General features: G+C 71.6%; 1 pseudogene. It reads left to right on the top strand.

What is annotated here, in order from left to right:
- Positions 1-229: pseudogene (locus ACQG3P_RS25635) on the top strand (3-oxoacyl-ACP reductase); the annotation flags it as partial.

The raw sequence follows: 229 nt of genomic DNA, 5'->3' as shown, positions 1-229 counted from the left end.
GCGCCGATGTCGTCGGCGGTTTCGATGTGCTGATCATGTACGCCTGCGGCTTCGGCATGACCGACGATGTAGCCGGCGGGGCAGCCAGCCTCGGCGTCGACCTGATGTCGGCGGTGCGTGCCTCCCGCGTCGCCCTGCCCTGGCTGAAGCAGTCGGCCGAGGCCTGCATCCTCAACCTGGCGTCGATCGCCGCACAGCAGCCGCGCCCCGGCGCCGCCCCGTATGGCGC

The sequence above is a fragment of the Stenotrophomonas sp. SrG genome (assembly GCF_050031795.1).
Lineage (GTDB): Bacteria > Pseudomonadota > Gammaproteobacteria > Xanthomonadales > Xanthomonadaceae > Stenotrophomonas > Stenotrophomonas rhizophila_A.
This window is presented reverse-complemented; position numbering and strand designations above follow the sequence as displayed.